This is a genomic window from Desulfobotulus alkaliphilus, assembly GCF_007830435.1.
GTDB lineage: Bacteria > Desulfobacterota > Desulfobacteria > Desulfobacterales > ASO4-4 > Desulfobotulus > Desulfobotulus alkaliphilus.
In genome coordinates, this window is sequence record NZ_VLLC01000001.1 from 14,228 (window position 1) to 31,412 (window position 17,185).

The 17,185-nt window shown below is 49.1% G+C and carries 15 protein-coding genes; 10 read left to right on the forward strand and 5 right to left on the reverse strand.

The genetic code is table 11. The features are described 5' to 3' along the window. The first annotated feature begins 220 nt into the window (after positions 1–220). Positions 221–2,287 carry a site-specific recombinase gene (locus tag LZ24_RS00070; RefSeq protein ID WP_144681057.1) on the forward strand — a complete coding sequence of 689 codons (2,067 nt, stop codon included), beginning with the start codon at positions 221–223 and terminating at the stop codon, positions 2,285–2,287. Positions 2,288–2,412: 125 nt separating this feature from the next. Continuing rightward, positions 2,413–2,673 (forward strand): hypothetical protein, encoded by a 261-nt coding sequence (locus LZ24_RS00075; protein WP_144681059.1) that lies wholly within the window; start codon positions 2,413–2,415, stop codon positions 2,671–2,673. A 124-nt stretch (positions 2,674–2,797) separates the two neighbouring features. On the opposite strand, the gene LZ24_RS00080 is transcribed toward LZ24_RS00075, so the two are convergent. The 5 genes from LZ24_RS00080 to LZ24_RS00100 all read right to left on the reverse strand — a co-directional run bounded on the left by LZ24_RS00080 (position 2,798) and on the right by LZ24_RS00100 (position 9,899). Next, a complete protein-coding gene (locus tag LZ24_RS00080) occupies positions 2,798–3,661 on the reverse strand; it encodes an LEA type 2 family protein (RefSeq protein WP_144681061.1) in 864 nt (287 codons plus the stop codon). Between the two features lie 92 nt (positions 3,662–3,753). Next, positions 3,754–4,362, reverse strand: a complete 609-nt coding sequence (locus LZ24_RS00085) for a superoxide dismutase (RefSeq protein WP_144681063.1) — start codon at positions 4,360–4,362, stop codon at positions 3,754–3,756. 357 nt (positions 4,363–4,719) lie between these two features. Next, positions 4,720–6,879 carry a cation:proton antiporter domain-containing protein gene (locus LZ24_RS00090; RefSeq protein WP_144681065.1) on the reverse strand — a complete coding sequence of 720 codons (2,160 nt, stop codon included), beginning with the start codon at positions 6,877–6,879 and terminating at the stop codon, positions 4,720–4,722. Positions 6,880–6,972: 93 nt separating this feature from the next. Further along, entirely contained in the window at positions 6,973–7,758 is a 786-nt protein-coding gene (hisF, locus tag LZ24_RS00095) for an imidazole glycerol phosphate synthase subunit HisF (protein WP_246118481.1), read from the reverse strand. A 26-nt stretch (positions 7,759–7,784) separates the two neighbouring features. Continuing rightward, positions 7,785–9,899, reverse strand: a complete 2,115-nt coding sequence (locus LZ24_RS00100; protein WP_144681069.1) for a PocR ligand-binding domain-containing protein — start codon at positions 9,897–9,899, stop codon at positions 7,785–7,787. 222 nt (positions 9,900–10,121) lie between these two features. On the opposite strand from LZ24_RS00100, the gene LZ24_RS00105 reads away from it, so the two are divergent. From LZ24_RS00105 to LZ24_RS00140, 8 genes are all read left to right on the forward strand, one after another. Further along, positions 10,122–11,207, forward strand: coding sequence for a 3-oxoacyl-ACP synthase III (locus tag LZ24_RS00105; protein WP_222427476.1), 1,086 nt, complete (start codon positions 10,122–10,124; stop codon positions 11,205–11,207). Between the two features lie 200 nt (positions 11,208–11,407). After that, positions 11,408–11,923 (forward strand): hypothetical protein, encoded by a 516-nt coding sequence (locus LZ24_RS00110; RefSeq protein WP_144681071.1) that lies wholly within the window; start codon positions 11,408–11,410, stop codon positions 11,921–11,923. A 122-nt stretch (positions 11,924–12,045) separates the two neighbouring features. After that, positions 12,046–13,854: a beta strand repeat-containing protein gene (locus tag LZ24_RS00115; protein ID WP_144681073.1), complete on the forward strand. Its 1,809-nt coding sequence runs from the start codon at positions 12,046–12,048 to the stop codon at positions 13,852–13,854. Positions 13,855–14,083: 229 nt separating this feature from the next. Beyond that, positions 14,084–14,503, forward strand: coding sequence for a CsgE family curli-type amyloid fiber assembly protein (locus tag LZ24_RS00120; RefSeq protein ID WP_144681075.1), 420 nt, complete (start codon positions 14,084–14,086; stop codon positions 14,501–14,503). A 68-nt stretch (positions 14,504–14,571) separates the two neighbouring features. Next, positions 14,572–15,015, forward strand: a complete 444-nt coding sequence (locus tag LZ24_RS00125) for a curli assembly protein CsgF (RefSeq protein WP_144681077.1) — start codon at positions 14,572–14,574, stop codon at positions 15,013–15,015. Between the two features lie 115 nt (positions 15,016–15,130). Continuing rightward, positions 15,131–15,946, forward strand: coding sequence for a CsgG/HfaB family protein (locus LZ24_RS00130; RefSeq protein ID WP_144681079.1), 816 nt, complete (start codon positions 15,131–15,133; stop codon positions 15,944–15,946). A 2-nt stretch (positions 15,947–15,948) separates the two neighbouring features. Then, on the forward strand, positions 15,949–16,317 hold the full coding sequence (gene csgH, locus LZ24_RS00135) for a curli-like amyloid fiber formation chaperone CsgH (RefSeq protein ID WP_222427477.1): 369 nt from the start codon (positions 15,949–15,951) through the stop codon (positions 16,315–16,317). A 62-nt stretch (positions 16,318–16,379) separates the two neighbouring features. Beyond that, positions 16,380–17,084 (forward strand): response regulator transcription factor, encoded by a 705-nt coding sequence (locus LZ24_RS00140; protein WP_144681083.1) that lies wholly within the window; start codon positions 16,380–16,382, stop codon positions 17,082–17,084. Positions 17,085–17,185: the final 101 nt, after the last annotated feature.

Here is a 17,185-nt window from a genome sequence, read left to right on the forward strand (position 1 = left end):
AAGCTGCACTGCCTGTTTTTATCCGTTTTCCTCCGAATAAAAACGGCTGCCTTCCTTCTCCATGGCACCATGCACCCCAGTGCCCTGCAGGTCAAGATGAACTTTTTGCCGTCATCCTTCCTTGTATACCCGGATGGCATGAATTATATTAAGCGCATTTCAGCGAAGAGTCATTGCAACCCTCTGCCCCGGCAGATTATTTTTTAGGAACATAGCCACCATGCCCGAATCACGACCCACACCCCGGCAGATTTTCGACAGCCTGACGTCAGAAGATATCAGCGCCACAGGTCTTCTGCGGCAAATTGCAAACTGGCTTAGACCCGGACCCGACGAAAGCATAGAAGCTGTGTGCCAGCGCATCGATCTTCTGGAAAAAGCCCTTGAAGAAAATCCGGATGCCAGCGATGCCATTGCCCGCATTCTGCAGGACTGGCTGGGTACAGCCAATTATTTTCTCGCCTTTGCCGTTCTGGGGCTCTTTCCCCGTCAGGGATTTCTCCGGGAACTGGGCAGAAGGTTCTACGAACATATCAACCCGTCTCCCTTAAATCCGAACAGCCTCTCCGATGCCCTGCCCCTGATTTTCAACAAAAAAACGGACCCCCAGTGGGTGAATGAGCTGTCCGATGAAAGCTGGATGAAGCTTTTCAGAATCCTTTGGAATGCGGAAAGCGGAGATGCACCTAAACTTTTATGGAAAACCATCAGCGAGCTGCTCTATGCCCTTGAAATGCTTTCCATATGGGTGGCAGGCGAGGAGCTGGAAGCCGACCTTGTCCGGCTGGAACCGCGCATCGTTTCAAGGGACTCGGCCTTTGTGGCCCTGCAGCGGGAAGTTTCCCGCTACTCCCGCTGCTACGAGGCATGGATATCGGGAGAAAAGAGTACACTGGAAGATGACGCCCATGCCCGGGTACTTCTGGAGCAGTGCATGGATGCTGTGACGGCTTTCCGCAAAAAATCCGTGACAAAGGGAACCAGCATTCCCCTTTCCTACCTTCTGGAGCGGCTGGATCAGACCCTGAAAAGAATTCAGGACATTCTCAACATCCTGGATCCCAAAGATCCGGTCAGTGCAAGGCAGACCGCCATTCCCCTTTTCAAGGAACTGGTGAGGGCCAGCAGGCAGCGCCGCAGTGTCCGTGCCCTCTTCCAGCGCAATCTCAGGCTGCTTTCCCGGAGCATCACAGAAAACACCAGTGACCACGGGGAACACTATATAACAGGCAACCGCAAAGAATACCTTGCCATGCTGCGCTCCGGTGCCGGTGGCGGCATCGTCATCGCCCTGATGGCCCTCATCAAAATCCGCATCATGGCCATGGCATTGAATCCTTTTCCTGAAACCGTCCTTGTGAGCCTCAATTATGGCCTCGGCTTTATGCTCATCCACATTCTGCACTTTACCGTTGCCACCAAACAGCCTGCCATGACGGCAGCCCGGCTGGCAGAGGCCGTGCAGCAGGGCGAACATGGAGGAGCCAATCCGAAAATGATTGCCGACCTCCTGATACGGGTATGCCGGTCCCAGTTCATCGCCATTGTGGGCAACGTGAGTGTGGCCCTTTCCCTGGCCTTCGGCATCGGCTGGGCCTTCAACCTTTTCTGGGGAACACCCATCCTCAGCCAGCAGGCGTCAGAATACCAGATCTATGAGCTCAAGCCCTTTGAAAGCCTTGCCCTGCTCCACGCCTGCATTGCGGGGGTCTGGCTTTTTGTCGCCGGTCTTACGGCAGGCTTTTTTGACAACCGGGCGGCCTATATCGGACTCAGTGCCCGCCTTAAAAACCATCCCCTTCTCCGCCGTCTGCTGCCCCCAGGGGCAAGGGAAAAGTTTGCTGACTATATGCACGAAAACTACGGCGCCCTTGTGGGAAATTTTTTCTTTGGCATTCTTCTGGGCAGCACGGCCTATATCGGACTTCTGCTGGGACTGCCCTTAGGCATCCGCCATGTGGCCTTTGCATCGGGCAATCTCGGTTATGCCATGTCCTTTTCTTTTCCGGGATTTCCCCTTTTTTGCCTCTACTTCCTTTTTGTCTGCCTCATTTCCTTCTGCAATCTCTGGGTCAGTTTCGGTCTGGCCCTTTCCGTGGCACTGAAAGCCAGGGATACAAAAATAAAAAGTTTTCCCAAGGTTTTATCCGCTCTGGGCCAGCAGGTGAAAGCTGCACCCTTTTCCCTTTTGTTTCCACCGGCGGATCCCATAAAGAAAGACCCTGAAAAAACAGAAAAATCCTTAAACGGCCAAACCAAAGAACAGGAAAAAAACCAGACTGGTTAACTTTTATTAAAAAACCATTAAAACAGCACTTGTTTTTTTCCCATGAATGCCTTACTGTGTAATCAAGCTTTTTGGCTTTTTAAATAAAGCCGGATGCCCTTAGTCATTTAAAGAAAGGAGCAACCATGGAAAAAAGCACAAGACAGGCAGAACGCAGACATCACAGGGCCAGAGTAAGAAGAAAAAGAATGGATGTGGTGGCCCACTGGAAGGCAGGAAACCCACGGGCCCACGGCGTAGCTGTAGAAACCCCCACAGCCGTTGCCGGATACAAGGAAAAAGTGCCAAGCCTTCAGGCCCTGCGGTATAAAAACTGGAGAAAAGTCGCCAGAGAAGCCTGGGATCTGAGTTTTGGTCAGGGCAACCGGACAGTCATCTTCCACTAAAAAACATGGAGAAGAGACAGCTGAAAAAGTTTTCTGATGCTGCCTGATCCATCTGAAGCATAAAAAGTTAAAGGAATCCCGGCTTTCGGGATTCCTTTTTTTATGGGGATTCTAAAGATAAATTCTAGCGTGTCAGGGTCACCCTGCCCTGCTGTGCCGTTTTAAAGGGAATACTTTTCAATGCAGGCAGGCTGCTTCCCATCTCGCTCTCAAAGCCGAAACGATAATCCAGCTCCCCACTCCGGCGCAGTACATTGTAGAGGGCAAGCCCCGCCTCGCTGAATGAAAGGCGCAGGGGAATTTCCAGCTCCCCTTCCACACCGGCATCCCATGCCAGTTTCCGGTCCACCTGACCTCCTGCAACGGGGCTGCCATTCAGAACCAGTGAATAGGAAAACTGTTCCAGCATCAGAGTAAAGTTGTTGGGATTTTGAATAGCCAGCCGCAGCTTCATTTCAGCACCACCAAGGGTTAAATGCTCAAGACTCATGCCCACGACACGGATACCCGGAAATTCGGGAACGGGTATTTCCGTCTCCGCACTCAGGGGTACCCGTATCATCCCTGCCACAGGAATCTCAAAGCGCATCCCCCCTGCAAAGCGGCAGGTGACACTTTGCATATCTTTGAAATTCTGCAAAAGCTTAGCCAGCTCTCCGAATTCCAGTTCCAGCGGCAATATGAGCTTGCGGCGCTGCCCCGCATCCAGACGGGTACCTTCGGTCTGCTCACCGGAAAGCACCCTTGCTTCCTGAATGTCAAGGGAGTAGTCCAGGGCCCCCAGATGAATGCTGTATGGATTGGGGTTAAAGACCTCCATCTCCAGACCAAGACTTGCACCCTGCATGGTAAGACCCGTCAGACGCATATCCGTAACCCGGGCCTCGGGCTGCTGCCAGACCCCAGTATCCTGCAACAGGGCACAACCGGATACGGAAAGCATCACAAAACCAGCAACAACCATGTATTTAAAGACTTGCTTTTTCAAAATTATTTCTCCTTACAGGAGTCTAAGTCCCTTAAGTGCCGGAGACATCACAGCCCGGTGGTCCGGGGGATATCCTGATAAAGGGCGGCCTTTCAAGGAATATTTTCAAGGGCAAAATCCCAGTTGATGAGCTTCTCAAGAACAGCTTTCACATAATCCGGTCTTCTGTTCTGATAATCCAGATAATAGGCATGTTCCCATACATCAAGGGTCAGAAGAGGTTTGAGACCTGTAGTCAGCGGAAGATCCGCATTGGCTGTTTTGACGACCTTCAGGCTCTCCCCGTCCAGTACCAGCCAGGTCCATCCGCTGCCAAACTGTGTAAGGGCTGCTGCGGAAAATACCGTTTTACAGGTATTCACACTGCCAAATTCCGCTTCCATTTTCTCCTTCAATGCTGCAGGGGGTTCGCCCCCGCCTCCGGGCCTGAGGCTTTTCCAGTAAAAGGTATGGTTCCATATCTGGGCGGCATTGTTGAAAATACCGGCTTTGTCTGCCTTGCCGGATGTTGCTCTGATAATGTCTTCCAAAGACATATCAGCATATTCCGTACCGGCAATGTGCCTGTTCAGATTATCCACATAGGCCCTGTGGTGTTTTCCGTAATGAAATCCAATGGTGCTGGCTGTAATCACCGGATCCAGTGCATTGTCAGCATAGGGAAGGGCGGGCAGGGTGTGGGGGGATACCTGCTGATTCATGGAAACCTCCTTTTTGGATTTAATAATTCTGTAAAATTTCAGACTCATGAATACCATGGACCCATAAAAAGGCAATCTGATTACTACCGTCTTTCAGCCATACAAACCTTCATCATGGAAATTACATGACCAGATTTTACGCATGTTAGCGGGCACCCGTAAAGGGTGCCCCTACACAAAACGGGGTCGTAAAAACCATTCGTAGGGGCAGGCCTTGCGCCTGCCCGTATTAAAGCCCGCACCATAGGCCTGGCAACAACCTGACCTGCAGGCTGTGGCTGAGTCAGGGTAGTAATCAGAAAAGGTAAAGCCTGTACCGGGCCAGAGCAAAGGATTTTTCACCAAACTGAATGCGCCCTAAAGGGGCTGCTGCTCCTTCAAGGCTTTGACGGCACCTGCAATTCCGATGACCACCAGACGGTCTCCGCCCAGAAGATGCTCTTCGGGCTGAATGGTAGTTATCCTCTGCCCTCTCCGCAGAATACCCAGCAGGGTAACGCCATACTTCTGCCTGAAACGGATCTCGCCGGGAGATTTTCCGGAAAGAGCCGAATTCTCGGCAACCAGCACCTCAGCAATTTCAAAATGATCAATGCCTTCGGAACCTTTTTGCTTTTCAAGCTGATTGAGTACCCTGCCCGCATCCTTAAGACCGGCCGGTGGCCCCACAATGAGCAGCCGGTCTCCCGGAAAAATCCTGAAATCGGGACCGGGATCATAGTGAACACTGCCTCCCCGGCTTACGGCCAGAATGGAAACCCCGGTTAAGGCCCTTAGGGGGATATTCTTGATCCTCTGCCCTGCTGCCGTGGCATCGGACTGAATCCGCACTTCAAGAAAGGAAACGGGCCAGTCAATATTTTCCGGAAGAAAGTCCATGGCATAGGTCAGGGCATCCGCAGCCTGCTCCGTTGCGTCCATATACGGGCGGAAAACCAGATGCGCTCCGGCCTTTTCAAAATCCATAGCTTCGTCCGCATCGGTAGCTGTCAGGGCCAGCTTCCCCCCATATCCTGCACCTGCCAGATTCTGCGCCAGAGTCAGGTTCATTTCCCTTGACCGGACCGTACTGATCACCCACCGGGTTTTATGCAGGGGCAGATGTTCATGGATATCCGGGTCCGCCATATCCCCATAAAGCACAGAAACTCCGCGATCCCGCCATCTGTCCAGGGCTGCGGGATCAAAGTCCACGCCCAGCACCGTTTTTTCCCTCCTCAGAAGATAATCCGCAAGACCACTGCCGTAATTGCCAAGCCCCACAAGAATCACATCCAGATCTTCCGTACGATTTTCCGTATCCGCAGCGGCTTCTCTGTAGGGTATGGATCTTTCAAATATTCTCAGGGATTCAGACAGAAAATTATAAAGCTGGCTGGAATAAAGGATCATGTAAGTGGATAAAAATATGGTTATAACCCCCACAAGGGTTATCAATCCTACGGTTTCATTGGTAATATGGCCAATGCTCAGGCCAAGGGCCGCCACAATCAGAGAAAACTCGCTGATCTGCGCCACGGTGAGACCCGCCAGAAGCCCCGTACGCCGCCGATATCCCATAAAACCCATGATCATCAAAACAATCAAAGGATTACCTATAAGAACAAAGATGGAAAAAACAATGGCAGGCCCAATCTGTGATCCTACTGTGGACCAGTCCAGGCGCGCACCCAGATCAATGAAAAAGAACAGAAGCAAAAAGTCCCTCAGACTGGTAAGCCTGGCTCCGATGGAATCCCTGTATTCCGTGGGCGCCAGCGAAATACCGGCCAGAAATGCCCCCACCTCTTTACTGAATCCGAGAATTTCGCTGGCCGCTCCCAGAAAAACCGCCCATGCAATGGCAAAAAGGGTAAGCATCTCAAGGGAATAGGCAAGGCGTTTCACAAGACCCGGAAGAATGAACTTCATGACAAGGGCCACACAGCCCAACAGACCAAACCCCTTGATAAAAATCACAAGGGTGGAAATCCATAGATTATCCCCATCGCTGCCTGCCGAAGAACCAAAGGTTGTCAGGACAACGAGAGCCAGTATGGCGGCGATATCCTGAATAATCAGAAAACCAATAGCTATCTGACCGTGGAGGGAATCAATTTCCTTTTTATCGGAAAGAAGCTTGACAATGATGATGGTGCTGGAAAAGGTAAGGGCCACAGCCACATAGGCTGCATGGAGCCAGTTCATCCCCATGGCCATGGCAATGATAAAACCCACAAGGGATGTAAAGACAATCTGCCCCAGACCCGTTGCCAGAGCCACAGGCCCGGTTGTGCGTATCAGGTGCAGATCCAGCTTCAGGCCAACAATAAAAAGCAGAAGTGCAATGCCGATTTCTGCAAGAAGGTCAATCTGCTCATAGCTGTGTATGATGCCCAGCATGGACGGGCCAGCAATAATACCCGTTGCCAGAAACATGATGATCAAGGGCTGGCGCAGCTTCTGACCAATGATGCCAATGACTGTGGCAAGACTCAGAATGGCTGCAATTTCTACAAAGGCACTTCCCTGAAACATGATTGATCTTTTCCTTTATCCATGGGGCATCATACATTAAAACAGCTCATAAAACCTGCATTAAAACAGCTCATAAAACCTGAAAGCCCCTGTTCAAACCAGATCCTTCAGGTAATTTTTGACATCTGCAATCTGAATCTCACCAAAATGAAAGACAGAAGCCGCAAGCAGAATGGTAGCCCCCGCTTCCACGGCCTCACGGAAATGTTCCAGCTTTCCTGCACCGCCTGAAGCAACAATTTCCGCAGAAACAGCCCCTTTCATGGCACGGATTACCGGCAGGTCATACCCTGTCTTTGCCCCGTCTCCGGCCTTGCTGGTGGGAAGAATCACAGGCACACCATAAGCGTCCACCCGCTTTGCCCATTCCACCGCATCCGTACCCGTGGCGGTACGGCCCCCATTGATATACACCTCATAACCCGAAGGCATGGAAGGATTCTTATCCACGTCAATGGCAACGGTCAGCCTTTGGGCACCAATGGCCCGGATCAGATCCGGAATCAGGTCCGGATTCTTAAAGGCTGCACTGCTGACGGAAATTCTGTCTGCTCCGGCCTTCATTACGGCCTCTGCGGAAGCAGCATCCGTTATTCCCCCTCCCACGGTAAAGGGAACGGTGGTGACGGCGGCAACACGGCTGACCACATCCAGCATGGTTTCCCTGCCTTCCACCGTGGCTGTGATATCCAGAAGTGCCAGCTCATCGGCACCGTTTTCGCAATAAGCTCTGGCGCAGGCTACGGGATCTCCCGCATCTTTGATATCCACAAAATGAACACCCTTCACCACACGGCCATTCTGCATGTCCAGACAGGGCATGATACGAATTTTCTGCGTCATTCTTATTTTTCTCCCATAGTATTGAATAAGATTCATTTTCGCAACTTCTGCTGTAAAAACATTCATGAATCGAGGGCTTTCCGGACACTGGCGGCCATTTCTTTCATGGAAAAAGGCTTCTGTATAAAGTGAACCCCCTCATCCAGCACACCATTTTCTGCAATATAATTGGCCGTATAACCGGACATAAACATGCACTTCATACCGGGGTAGCGGGAGCGCAGTTCAGAAGCAAGATCCCAGCCATTCATCTCCGGCATCACCACATCCGTCAGCAGAAGATCTATTCCTGAGTGGTGCTCCGCCGCAAGGCGCAGGGCCTCAGCGGGCAAACCCGCCTCCAGTACCTTATACCCCTGACGCTCAAGCATAATCCTTGCCATTTTCAGCAAAGCAGGTTCATCTTCCACCAGAAGTATGGTTTCGCCATTTCTGTTTTCTTCCCTCATTTTCCGGCCTGCCGGTACATCTTCTTCATCGGGGTGACGGGGAAGATAAATGCGGAAAGAGGTTCCATCGCCGGGTTCACTGTAAACATGGATAAAGCCCTTATTCTGTTTTACGATACCATACACCATGGCAAGCCCGAGGCCGCAGCCCTTTGCCACATCTTTGGTTGTGAAAAAAGGTTCAAACAGATGTAAAAGCATCTCCTGTTCCATGCCACAGCCATCGTCACTGACCGCCAGCATCACGTAATCGCCGGGAATGAAATCCGCATGCCTTGTACGGACATCCTCATCAAACAGCACGCAAGCCGTCTCGATGATCACCCTGCCCGCACCTGTGATGGCATCCCTTGCATTGGTACACAGGTGCACCAGAATCTGGTCGAGCTGGGAAGGATCCACCTTTACCCTTGCGGGTTTTTCAGCAGGACACCATGAAAGCCTGATGTTTTCTCCCATCAGCCGCTGAAGCATGTGAAACATGTCCGCCACAAAGGCGTTCATGTCCACAACCCTGGGGGATGCGGGCTGCCTTCGGGCAAAGGCCAGAAGCTGTTTTGTGATATCCGCCGAGCGGCCGGCAGCCTTATGGATACTCTGCAGATGCGAATACAGGGTATCCGATGGCCCAAGCTGATCCATGGCAAGCTCCGCATGACCGATGATCAGCCCCAGCATATTGTTGTAATCATGGGCCACTCCCCCTGCCATCCGTCCGATGGATTCCATCCTTTTGGACTGATGCAGTTGCTCCTGCAGGGTTTCCCGTTCTTTCTGCGCCTGCACCTGTGCCGAAATATCCCGGATAATCCCAAAAAATCCCAAAAGCTCCCCGTCCGGCTTACGAAGGGAGGCCACCCGTGTTTCCGAAGGAAAAATTTCCCCATTTTTTCTCAAATGATTCAATTCTTTTACAAAGTGAAGTTTTTCCCCGTTTTCTTCCATCATCTGGCCCACATGAAGAAAATCCTCTTCATTTTCATAAAGGAATCTCGACTTTCTGCCCCTGATTTCCTCCGTGGAGTATCCGAAAAGCCTTGTGAAAGCCCCGTTTGCATCTATGATTGTACGGCTGGCATCCACCACAACAATGGCATCCTGTATGCACTCAAAAAGACCATGATATCTGGCCTCACTTTCCTGAAGCTTCGTCAGCACCCTTTCCTGCTCAAAGAGTGCATTGGAAAAACGTATGCCGGAGAAACTTAAAGAAGCAATCATCTCCGCAAGCCTGACACAAAACCCCATGGCCCCGTGGATGGCTTCCTTTTTCCAGCGGGGAACCCGCCCAATGGCTTCAAGATATGCCTTTTCATCAAAACCGTACTTGCGGGCCTGCTCCCGGAAAAAATAAGGGTCCACCACATCCTCTTCATAGAAAAACTGACCCAGATAAAGATTTCCAAGATGCCTGCCTTCCACCTCTATGGGTGTAACCATATCCCAGAGATGATTTTTACACCTGTAGGCCTTAAAACTGCCCGAGGAGACATTTCCAGCCAGAAACAGATCGCTTTCCTGACAGTTTTTCAGGGTTTCAGGATGCACCCTGTGGAATTTCCTGCAAACATCCTGCCACCCGAAGGAAAGAAGGATTTTGCCTGATATATCAAGAATGGCACCCCCGATGCCCGTCACCCGGTGAAATTCATCCATCATGGACTGAAGGGTCTGCTGATCACAAAGAACATCACTGAGGGTCAGGGTATCCATATCTTTTTTATCCATGGCATTTTCCAGATTGCGTGGCCTCAAATCAGGGCCGGATTCAATTTTGAATGGTCAGTAAAATACCCATATGAGGTATCACAGGGTCATACCACTGGCAACAGTCTGCTTTTAAAAAAGGCTTTCCTTGCCAAAAAAAGCGTCTGGGGCTATAAAAAGCCACCAGCGATCAGGGGTTCTGGCACAGATGATCTGGAAAAAGCCTGAATACAGAACCCATCCATGTCCAACTTCCGGCCCTGTCCGGGTACCCTGTTGAGGTTTTCCTTGCATTACTCCTGCGTTGACATAAAAGCCATTGCCTATGAGCTGCCTTCCCATGTGCTGACTTCCGAAGATATTGAGGAACGTCTTGCCCCCCTCTACCAAAAACTCCACATCCGGCCGGGTCAACTGGAAGCCCTTACCGGGGTAAAGGAACGCAGGCAGTGGGAAAGGGGGATGCCCCTTTCAGAAGGTGCCATTGCCGCAGGCAGGAAAGCGCTGGATCTTGCTGCCATGAAACCGGAAGACATAGATATGCTCATTTACGGAGCCGTATGCCGGGAAAATCTGGAACCTGCCACGGCCTGCGCCGTTGCCTGCGGCCTCGGCCTGCCGGACCATGCCCATCTCTTTGACCTTTCCAACGCCTGCCTTGGTATGATGAATGGTCTTCTCCTCATCGCCGATGCCATTGAATCAGGCCGCATCCGAAGGGGCATGGTGGTGGCCTGTGAATCCTCAAGACAGATCATGGACATCACCATGGATGCCATGCTGGCCCAACCCACCATGGCATCCTTCACAAAAGGCCTTGCCACCCTCACCGGAGGCTCCGGCGCAGCAGCCATTGTCCTTGGCAGAAAGGACGAGGGGAACCGGGGCCATGCCCTGCTGGGCAGCGTTTTAAAAAATAAACATGCCTGCCATGATCTCTGCGTCTGGGGGCCAGACACGGGCATACCCGCATCCGCTCCCATGGCAATGCGAACCGATGCTGCAGCCGTGCTTCGCCACGGGGTTGAGCTGGGCAGGGAAACCTTCCAGCTTTTTCTTGAAGAGACGGGCATGGGGGAAAAGGATCTGGATCGCATCATCTGTCATCAGGTGGGAGCCGCCCACAGGGAAACCATCCTTTCTGCCATGGGCATTCCCATGGAAAAGGATTATGCCACCTTCCCTTTTCTGGGGAACATGGGCACCGTTTCCCTGCCCATCACCGCCGCCGCAGCCTTTGAACAGGGATTCCTTCAGCCCGGTCACAGGGTGGGCTTTTTCGGCATTGGCTCCGGACTCAACTGCCTGCTGCTGGGTCTGGACTGGTAATCCTTGTCAATCAAAAGAATGAGAACCCTTCATACCTTCCCCGCCAAAAACACCCCAAAGAACTAGTACTTTCATTCATCCATTTTTACAAAAAATCCATCCTTCAGCGGATTGCGTTCAATGCTTAAATCCCATAGTGTTCATCTAACATTAAAGAAAATAGCAATACATGAACATAATCCCAAAAGGATGGACTCTCCATGCTGAAAAACAGACAAACCGGAAAACCGGGCTGGAAACTCCTTACGGTTTTTTTAATGCTGGCATGTTTCTGCGCCCATGCAGGCCATACGGATATCCCACATTCTGCCCCAGAAATAGAAATGGAAAAAGCAGAAATTCCATACACAGAAAATCTGGGCACACAGGATGAGGCCATGGAAGCCCTTATTTTAGAATATACATCCATTCGCGACAGAAGACCGGAAAACAGCTTTTACCTCGACATGGGTGCTGCCCATTCCGCCTCCCACATCGTAACCATTCAGGAGGGAATGGAAAACACCATCCTTGCCCGGCAGACCGGCACCGGCATCCTGTATGTTCACCAGTATGGAAACAGCAATTATGCAGAAATCCTTCACGAAAGCGGTATTCATATGGTGCATCAGCTTGGAGACAGCAATTATCTCCAGTGGCATCAATCCGGTAATACCAACATGAGAATCACCCAGACAGACGGTGCCCGAGCCATAATAAGGAATGATGCGGATTGATGACAAGACACATGGAAGACCCAGCGATTTTCCAAAAGAAAATCCTAAGAAACCATAAAAACAAAGCTTTAGACAAGAGATATTAAAAAAAAAACACCCAAACCCAAAAAGGAAGAAAACGAATGAAAAAAAAATTTGCCATCCTCGTCATCAGTGCTGCCATGACCATGGCCACCTACGGAACAGTTATGGCCGGGGACGAAAATGTCCAGATCACACAAACCGGGGACAAGCACATTTCTGATGTTACCCAAACAGGCCTGAATACAGGAATAATTAATCAAGAAGGCATTGCCAATGAAACAGAGCTGACCCAGGATGGAAATGGAAATATTGCCACTATTCGTCAGGTACAGACAGGGGAAAATTCTACAATCAGAACAGGAATGCTTACCGGCGCAGTACACGCAACATTAACTCCAGCAAATGGGAACACAGCCAGTGCCACCCAAAGAGGTGAAAATAACAGGATTGACACTAAACAGACCGGGAGTGCAAACACTGCGGCCATAAATCAAGAGGGTAAAAACAATAGTGTAACAACCCTACAAACCCAGACAGGTTATACGGAAGAGAGCACAACCTCAGGCTTGATCAGAACAACAACCAAAAACACAAAGCCCGGCAATGAAATAGAAACCGGCCAGACTGGCAAGGATAACGAAATCACTGCCACACAGGTCGGCAGCAAAAACATAGCAACAATCACCCAAGATGGGGACAACAATGCTGCTGAATTGATCCAGGATGGTGACAACAATACTTTCACCTCTCTTCAGGATGGTAATAACAACCTTATCAAAGCGACCCAAAACAATATAAACAACACCGCCAAAATCACCCAAGAGGGAAACAGTAATACCGCTGAATTGGGCCAGGATGGTGAAAAAAATACGTTCACCTCTCTTCAGGATGGTAATGCCAACATTATCAAAGCCGCCCAAAAAAATATAAACAACACCGCCGATATCACCCAAGAGGGAAACAGAAATACCGCTGAATTGGGCCAGGATGGTGAAAAAAATACGTTCACCTCTCTTCAGGATGGTAATGCCAACATTATCAAAGCCGCCCAAAAAAATATAAACAACACCGCCGATATCACCCAAGAGGGAAACAGAAATACCGCTGAATTGGTTCAGTCCGGAAACAATAACAAATTCACTTCCACTCAGACAGGCATCAGCAACGAGATAGATGCCACACAATCAGGCCACAGTAACAAAGCAACAATCATACAGACCGTGGAAGGCCTCTTCAATGGCCGCAATACTGCGACCCTGCTTCAGTCCGGAGATGAAAACGAATTCACTTCCACACAGACAGGTGTTTTTAACATCATAAATGCTGAACAATCAGGCTCCAATAACATGGCAAGACTCACGCAGACCGAGGGATTCCTCAATGCCGGCAATACTGCGACCCTGCTTCAGTCCGGAAATGACAACACCTTTACTTCCACACAGACAGGCATCAGCAACAAGATAGATGCCACGCAATCAGGCAACAGTAACAAAGCAACAATCACCCAGACCGTGGAAGGCCTCTTCAATGTCGGCAATACTGCGACCCTGCTTCAGTCCGGCAATAACCACACAGCGGATATTAACCAGAACGGCTTCAATAACAGTGTCAATCTTCAGCAGGATGCAGACGGCGGTGAAGCGAAAATTACTCAAACGGGATCACGCAACAAGGTCACAGGAATCAACACTGATGCTGCCCTTGCCAACGGTACTCTTGATGTCTTCCAAAATGGCGAAGCCAACATCCTGAACCTGAATCAGGATAACGCCAATGCAGGTGCCTGGATTGTTTCTAAGGGCAATGCCAACTTCGTCAACCTTACCCAGCTTGGCAACCTTGCCCACACCGCCAGTATCAACCAGATCGGAAACAGCAATACAGCAACGGTTGTTCAGCAGCAGTAAAAAGGATAAGAACTTCCTTATCCTTCATGCAGCAAAGGTCCCGGCAGACAGGCTCCCTGCCGGGACCACTTTATTCATGGCAGATTTTTATCAACCTTCGGCGTAAATTGGAAAAATAATATTTTTCAGCTTGAATTCATCGACTAAAAAAAATATATAAAGTGCATTCACTTTTTTGGGCTGAGGCCAAAGCACCCCTTAACGCCCGACCCATAAGAAAGCCGCAACCATGTTTCCCATGGGATTAACCAATAAAATAAAGATCTTTTGCGCGATCAGCCTTTTCATTTTCTGGTTTATACCCTGCGCCTCCCCACAGGATGTGGAGCTGGATAATCTCATCATCCAGAAAACCATGACGCCAAGGGGACATGAGTTTTACCGCCTGTTCTCTTCCCGTTGGAACCAGAGCCTGGGAACGGATCTGGGATGGCTCCTTGTGCAGGAAAGGGCCAGCGCCAGATGGGGTTCACAAATTTTTATCCATATCAATGACAGACCCATTTACAGGCTTCAGCTCAGCCCGAGGAATCAGGCACTGACAGAAGATGCAGATAAAGCTGTGCAGGCTGTACAGATGATTCTTTTGCGTATGCAGATGGAAGAAAGCTCCGGGAACTCGCCAGATCTTGTGGGAAATGGTTACTGACCCTGATAAAAATGGCTACTGACCCTGATAAAAATGGCTACTGACCCTGATATATCAAAGGATTTACAATGATTAAAAAACGACATTTTTCAATCTTTTCCCTTTTATTTCTTTTTGCAGGAAGCAGTCTTGCAACGGAACTGGTTTATACCCCCATAAGCCCCTCCTTTGGAGGAAACCCCATGAACGCAACTTTTCTTTTGACCATGGCAGAAAAACAAAATGACACCAAAGCACCCCCGACACCACGCAGAGATCCTCTGGAAGACTTTGAGGCGAACCTAAACCGTATGGTTCTCAATCAGTTAAGCCGTAAAATCGTCAACATGGCCTTTGGCGGATACAATGATGATCTTGCCGGTGGAACCTATCACTTCGGACAATACGAAATTGACATCACCATCATGGAAGGCCAGAGCATCGGCGTCAGTATCATCGACAGTCTCACGGGAGGGACCACCAAAGTTGAGGTACCCTATTACGGAGATATGCAGAATCCGGGAGACTGGTAGCTCGATGGAACATACAATCAAAATGTCACCCATAATTTTCATCAGAATTATTTCAGTATGCATACTTCTACTGCTGCTGCAGGGCTGTGGCATAAAGGGCCCTAAAACAAGTCCCATGAGCCTTGCCACACTGGGATATGAAACACCTTCCGGAAAAATACTCAGGCAACTTCCAGAACCCAAGGGGAAAATTACCGTCGCCGTCTATAATTTCAGGGATCAGACAGGACAATACAAGCATCATCCCACCACATCGTCCTTTTCAACTGCTGTCACGCAGGGGGCCACCACCATGATGGTGGAATCCCTTCTGGCATCAGGCTGGTTCGTTCCGGTGGAAAGGGAAGGCCTCAACGACCTCCTGACCGAAAGAAAAATCATCCGGGCCAACATCGCCAATCCGGGAAGTGGCAATGACATTCCCAACCTCCTCCATGCACCGCTGATTCTTGAAGGCGGAATTGTGGCCTATGAAACCAATGTTTCCACAGGAGGAATGGGGGCCAAATACTTTGGAGTCGGTGGTTCAACCCAGTACAGAAAAGATCAGGTAACCCTTTACCTCAGGGCAGTGGATGTAATGCAGGGAAAAATTCTCCATTCCGTGTCCACATCCAAATCCATCCTTTCCATGGAAGTCATGGCTGGTATTTTCCGTTATGTGGATTACAGAAAACTCCTGGAAGCTGAAGCTGGGTATACCACCAATGAACCGCCCCAGCTGTGCGTACTGGAAGCCATTGAAAAAGCTTTGCTGGCCATGATTGTAGATGGAATTATTTCAGGATTGTGGGAGCTTAAAAATTATGAAGATATTAATAACCCCATTATATATAATTACCTGAGAGAAAAATATGGCAGAAAAGAAGCACGCGCCACTATTGCCCGTTACAAACAACGGTACATCATAAAAATGGATGTTAAGGGATGAAAATGGAACTGATGATTTTAAGCCTGAGCCTTGTCATTATCTGCACCATGAACGCATGGGCATTTCGTAAGGATGAAATCCAAAGCAAGGCAACAATCCATATGGAGTCTACGCATAACGGCATTTCTGTATCTGCAAAAGCCATGGTACAGGAAACCGGAATTTATGAATACATCCTCACTTCCTCAAAAAAGGGGAACACTGGCAATGTTCAAAGTTCTCAAAAAGGGAAAAAACATATTTTTAAAAATGAAGAAACGGTGCTGACAACCATCCAGCTCTCCTGTGCTGAAGAAGATTACTGGAGCTTTCGGCTTATCATCATGCAAAACGACATCATTATGGCAGACATCACCCGAAGCAACAGGTAATTTTACATTCCATTGCCGTCTGCACTGATCAAAAAACAAAGAATCAAATACAGAGGTATTCCATGTTTCTTGCGGAAATGGACAAAACAAGTGCTTCCGTTTCAACCAAAGTCTCTCAGATAATAGCAGTTATTATAAGTCCGCTGGAACTTCAAAGTGAACTTATCAGTGAAAAAATCCTACAGGTCATGGGTCATGCAACCCTTATTATTTCGAAACCTTCATCTAAAAAAATCCGCCCATATCTGGATCATACACTGGTCTTTCTGATAGATTGCCATCGCATGGATTTTCAGGAAATTATGCTCCATCTCGCCTCCACCAATGAGGCTATCAGTGAATTTTACCCCACAAAATACTGGGCTTCATTCAATCTTCGCACCGATCTGCAGGGATTTATTGAAAAGGAACTGATGCAGGCAGGATGTAAGGGAGTTTTTTTTGAAAAGGATGGTATCGAATATTTCATCAAAGGAATTCAGGATATTTTGAAAGGTAACCTCTGGTTCTCCCGCCAGGCCATGAATGATGCCCTCACCACAACAAGATTACCGACTCCAGTTTTTGAAGAAAAGCGTATTACAAAACGAGAAAAAGACATACTGATTCGCCTCATAGCCGGAGAGTCCAATCAGAAGATTGCAGAAGGTATGGGGATCAGTATTCACACCGTAAAAAGCCACCTCCACAGTGTTTATAAAAAAATTGGTGTTACAAGCCGAATTAAGGCTGCAAACTGGGGTGCTAAAAATTTTTCTTTGCTTTAAAAGAAACATCCTTAGTATTTAAAATATATATTCAATTAAAAAACTTAGAACAAAATTTTTATCCATCACTGCTCGAAACAAATTTGAACCCAGTAACAAGT

Coding starts and splice junctions, on each gene's coding strand:
- LZ24_RS00070 (WP_144681057.1), top strand. CDS start 221: ATGCCCGAATCACGACCCACACCCCGGCAGATTTTCGACAGCCTGACG.
- LZ24_RS00075 (WP_144681059.1), top strand. CDS start 2,413: ATGGAAAAAAGCACAAGACAGGCAGAACGCAGACATCACAGGGCCAGA.
- LZ24_RS00085 (WP_144681063.1), bottom strand. CDS start 4,362: ATGAATCAGCAGGTATCCCCCCACACCCTGCCCGCCCTTCCCTATGCT.
- LZ24_RS00090 (WP_144681065.1), bottom strand. CDS start 6,879: ATGTTTCAGGGAAGTGCCTTTGTAGAAATTGCAGCCATTCTGAGTCTT.
- hisF (WP_246118481.1), bottom strand. CDS start 7,758: ATGAATCTTATTCAATACTATGGGAGAAAAATAAGAATGACGCAGAAA.
- LZ24_RS00100 (WP_144681069.1), bottom strand. CDS start 9,899: ATGGATAAAAAAGATATGGATACCCTGACCCTCAGTGATGTTCTTTGT.
- LZ24_RS00105 (WP_222427476.1), top strand. CDS start 10,122: ATGTCCAACTTCCGGCCCTGTCCGGGTACCCTGTTGAGGTTTTCCTTG.
- LZ24_RS00110 (WP_144681071.1), top strand. CDS start 11,408: ATGCTGAAAAACAGACAAACCGGAAAACCGGGCTGGAAACTCCTTACG.
- LZ24_RS00115 (WP_144681073.1), top strand. CDS start 12,046: ATGAAAAAAAAATTTGCCATCCTCGTCATCAGTGCTGCCATGACCATG.
- LZ24_RS00120 (WP_144681075.1), top strand. CDS start 14,084: ATGTTTCCCATGGGATTAACCAATAAAATAAAGATCTTTTGCGCGATC.
- LZ24_RS00125 (WP_144681077.1), top strand. CDS start 14,572: ATGATTAAAAAACGACATTTTTCAATCTTTTCCCTTTTATTTCTTTTT.
- LZ24_RS00130 (WP_144681079.1), top strand. CDS start 15,131: ATGAGCCTTGCCACACTGGGATATGAAACACCTTCCGGAAAAATACTC.
- csgH (WP_222427477.1), top strand. CDS start 15,949: ATGGAACTGATGATTTTAAGCCTGAGCCTTGTCATTATCTGCACCATG.
- LZ24_RS00140 (WP_144681083.1), top strand. CDS start 16,380: ATGTTTCTTGCGGAAATGGACAAAACAAGTGCTTCCGTTTCAACCAAA.